Annotated in this window: 4 protein-coding genes; 3 read left to right on the top strand and 1 reads right to left on the bottom strand. The window is 67.7% G+C overall.

What is annotated here, in order from left to right:
• Nucleotides 1-195: 195 nt before the first annotated feature.
• Together I4Q55_RS48800 and I4Q55_RS50050 are read left to right on the top strand one after the other, a co-directional pair.
• Nucleotides 196-474, top strand: a complete 279-nt coding sequence (locus tag I4Q55_RS48800) for a hypothetical protein (protein ID WP_206797874.1) — start codon at nucleotides 196-198, stop codon at nucleotides 472-474.
• Nucleotides 390-884 carry a hypothetical protein gene (locus I4Q55_RS50050; protein WP_242548115.1) on the top strand — a complete coding sequence of 165 codons (495 nt, stop codon included), beginning with the start codon at nucleotides 390-392 and terminating at the stop codon, nucleotides 882-884. The genes I4Q55_RS48800 and I4Q55_RS50050 overlap by 85 nt, the downstream gene beginning before the upstream one ends.
• Here I4Q55_RS50050 and I4Q55_RS48790 read toward each other — a convergent pair.
• Nucleotides 881-1,690: a hypothetical protein gene (locus tag I4Q55_RS48790; RefSeq protein ID WP_206797873.1), complete on the bottom strand. Its 810-nt coding sequence runs from the start codon at nucleotides 1,688-1,690 to the stop codon at nucleotides 881-883. The genes I4Q55_RS50050 and I4Q55_RS48790 overlap by 4 nt on opposite strands.
• A gap of 81 nt (nucleotides 1,691-1,771) precedes the next feature.
• Here I4Q55_RS48790 and I4Q55_RS50045 point away from each other — a divergent pair.
• On the top strand, nucleotides 1,772-3,481 hold a 1,710-nt coding region (locus tag I4Q55_RS50045), incomplete at its 3' end, for a hypothetical protein (protein ID WP_307793510.1).

Below are 3,481 nucleotides of genomic sequence, written 5' to 3'. Positions count from 1 at the left end.
CCACCGCAAACGCCGCCAACGGGGGCTGGGCAAGCTCACCCCAGTCGAGTTTGAGACCATCTACACCCCCGCAGTGGCGGCCTGAGAAACAGTCAGCTCCGGTGTCAACCGAAGTCTGGGCAGACCCCGTCCGCCGACACCCCACGCTGAGGACGAGATTCCACAGATGAGACTCAAAGGAGAAACCCCACACCCATGGCCACACGCCAACGATCTGAAGCCGTCGGCAAGCCGACACCCCCGGCGACCGCGCTAGCGGTGCAGTGGCGCGGCACCCGGTTCACCTTGCCGCGCGCGGAGGACTTCCCACTCGATGCGCTCGAAGCCGAGGAAGCCGGCAAACACCTCGCCGCGCTCAAGCTCATCCTCGGTAGCGAACAGTATGCGACATGGCGTGGTCTGGCCTCGACCGCCGCGGACGCCGAGGAGTTCTCGGCTGCGGTGATGAAGGAGCTGGGCCGGGGAAACCCGTAACGGTCGCCCTCCTCCTGGCCGACGAGGCGACCGCCGAGGCTCTCGAAACCGATTTCCTCCGCTGGTTCGGGGTCGACCTGCTCGACCTCTACCGCAACCGCCTGACCTATCGCCGTGTTTGCACGCTGGTCACGCATCTACCGGACGACGCGGCGGTGTGGCGGACACTCAGTCAGGACGGGGCCTGGGGCCGGACTGAGATCCTGCTCGCCGCGACCGAGCGCCGCATCACCGCGATCTGGGCACTGCTGGCCACGGCGCTCGGGCAAGCTATTTCCTCCGAGCAACTCGACGGACCGCTGGACATCCCAACTTCTTCACCACGAACGCGGCCATCTGGGCACGCGGCCACCGGCGAGCCGGAACCGAAGTCACTGCGCGAGATCGCAACGTGGATGCGGGACATCTAGGCGGCGGCTGCCCAAGGGTTCGAGCGCTTCTTGGTGAACAGCTCAAGCGCGTCGATGACCACCAGCATCGTCATCGAGAGGATCGTGATGAACTCCTTCTCCGACGTCGTCAAGCGAACTTCGAGCGTTCCCAGCCCGCCATCGGCGACGACGTTCCGCTGAAGTAGTTCGATCTGTGCTCGCTGGCTTCCGTGTGCGATTCCGCTTAGCTGCGACCAAATCGCGGTCAAGTGGCCGGGCACTGTGATGGACCGATCAGGACCGGCCGCCGCCTTGACCATGCTCACGTAACTTACTTTCCGCCCAACAACTTGTGACCGCTGGTCGCCGGTGAAACCCTTCCGGTCTGCAATTTCGAGAATCTTCGTCCTCGTATCGGTGAGGCTGCTTCGATCCACTGTACCCATGTCGTTGACGATGTCTTCTCGTTCGAGAGCGTCGGTCCAACGAAGTCGGAGGCGTCGAACGATGCGCTCGTTACGCAGGGATGGCTCCAGCATCCACAGAACGGTGGCCGCGTTCTCCAACGCCGAGCGCATCAGCGTGTACGTGGATCTCGGGTGCAAGACACCCGCCTTCCCGACGAGCATCCGAATCGTGTGCAGGTGCTCCACGGCACTGAGCAAGTAGCTCTGCGCAGCATGGGAAACCTGCCAGGGAGCCGTATCCCGGTCATCTCCCGCCAGTGGGCTGTTCGGATGGGTGTCGAGCTTGCCCTGAAAGAGTTCCCACCATAGGTCGATTCTCTTGAACCGCACCTGCAGTGCCCGTCCGAAGCTTTCAGAGATGGAATCCGCTTCCGTCATCGTGACCGTCCCTACGCAAGTTTGGCAGAAGTGTAAACCCCCACCCCGACACTTCCGAGCCATTTCGGGCGGTGACCGCCCGTGGCAACAGTCGGTCACGCCTACCTCAAGATCATGCCGAGCCTGCAGGGCCTCGGCCGTCACGTCCGCGATCAGGTCCGCGAGGCCGAGCGGGAAGCTCCCGCGCTGCGGCTCACTGCGCAGGTCCAAACCGCGCTGCTGCGCGAACAGCTCCGGGTCGCGGCCCGCGAAGGTGATCAGACGGCGGTCCGGCTGTTGGCCGAACTGGACGCCCTCCCGGCGGAAACCCAGTTTCAGCGGCTGGTCCACGAGCTGTCCGGTCGCTCGGTCTCGATCAAGGCCGTGGCGGACAAGAGCGTCGGCGCCACGGTGCGCGGCCTCGGCCAGCTCGACGACGGCCTGAACCGCACCACCGCCCAGGTCACCCGGATGAGGCTGTCGGTCGGCGCGGCGGTCCTGAAGTACGGCGCGATGGCCGCCGCGGTCGGGCAGGCCGTCACGGTGCTGGCCGGGATCGGCCAGGTCGCGGCCACCGCGTCGGGGTCGCTCCTGCTGGTCCCGGCCGCCGGCCTCGCCGCCGCAGCCGCGATCGGGACGCTGAAGCTCGGGGTCGCCGGGTTCGCCGACGCGGTCAAGGAGTCGGATCCCAAGAAGTACGCCGAGGCTATCAAGGACTTCGCCCCGGCGATGGCTGAGGCCGCGAACGCTGCCCATGGGCTGAAGCCCGCGCTGCTCGGTGTCCGGCAGGAGGTTCAGCAACACCTGTTCGCCAGGCTCGCCTCCGAGATCACCGGGCTGGCGGGCACGTATCTGCCGCTGCTGCGCACCGGACTGGGCAAGGTCGCCACCGGGTTGAACGCCGGGGCGGGCGGGTTCGCTGCGTTCGCCCGCGAAGGCCGCACCGTCGGCGACGTCACCACCATCCTGGACAGCACCTCGGCCATGTTCGGGAACCTGGCCAAGGGCGTGCAGCCGTTCCTTCAGGCGCTGCGCGACATCGCGGCGGTCGGCGCGGAGTTCCTGCCCGGCTTCGGCGCCGGCCTCGCCGGCGGGGCGCAGAAGTTCGCCGACTTCATCGCCCAGGCCCGCCAGTCCGGGCAGCTCCGCGAATGGCTGTCGGCCGGGCTGTCGGCGGTCGGGGACCTGGTCACGGTCCTGAAGAACCTGGCCCAGGTTGTGTTCGCAGTGTTCTCCGCCGCGAGCACCGGCGGGGACGGCCTGCTGTCCACGTTGCTCACCCTGACCGGGCAGCTCGCCGCGTTCGTGAACTCAGCGCAGGGCGCAGCGGCGCTGGTGCAGATCTTCGACGGCCTGCACGCCGCCAGCGCCGGGCTGCTGCCGATCCTGGTCGCTCTCGGCCAGGCCATCGTCACCAGCATCGCCCCGGCGATCGCGCAACTCGGCCCGATGATCGGGGCCGCGTTCGCCACGCTGGCCCCAGCGATCGCCCCGCTCGGCCAGGTGATTACTGCGCTGGTCCCGATCCTGGGTGCGGCGGCGCAAGGTCTCGCCGCTGTCTTGGTGCCCGCGGTGGCGGCGCTCGCGCCGATCGTGGCCGCGCTCGCGCCGGTGGTCGCTGGCCTGGTGGCGCAGCTCGGCGATGCTCTCGGCGGCGCGATCACCACACTGACCCCGGCACTCGTGGCGGATTCAACTGGTCGTCGCAACACCTTGATCACGGAGGTTTGCGATGGGGCGCGGTCGGAAGCAGGTGCCGGAGGCACCGGTGGGTGCGCGGCGGCAGTGGGCAGCGGATCGGGCGTTGCGGGC

The organism is Amycolatopsis sp. MtRt-6, assembly GCF_017308975.1.
In the GTDB taxonomy this organism is placed as follows: domain Bacteria; phylum Actinomycetota; class Actinomycetes; order Mycobacteriales; family Pseudonocardiaceae; genus Amycolatopsis.
Note: the sequence above shows the minus strand (reverse complement) of the source record. Positions and strands in the feature narration are given on the sequence as shown.

What these genes read in the sequence shown, in the direction of transcription:
- I4Q55_RS48800 (WP_206797874.1), top strand. Translation starts at nt 196, where the DNA reads ATGGCCACACGCCAACGATCTGAAGCCGTCGGCAAGCCGACACCCCCG.
- I4Q55_RS48790 (WP_206797873.1), bottom strand. Translation starts at nt 1,690, where the DNA reads ATGACGGAAGCGGATTCCATCTCTGAAAGCTTCGGACGGGCACTGCAG.
- I4Q55_RS50050 (WP_242548115.1), top strand. Translation starts at nt 390, where the DNA reads ATGGCGTGGTCTGGCCTCGACCGCCGCGGACGCCGAGGAGTTCTCGGC.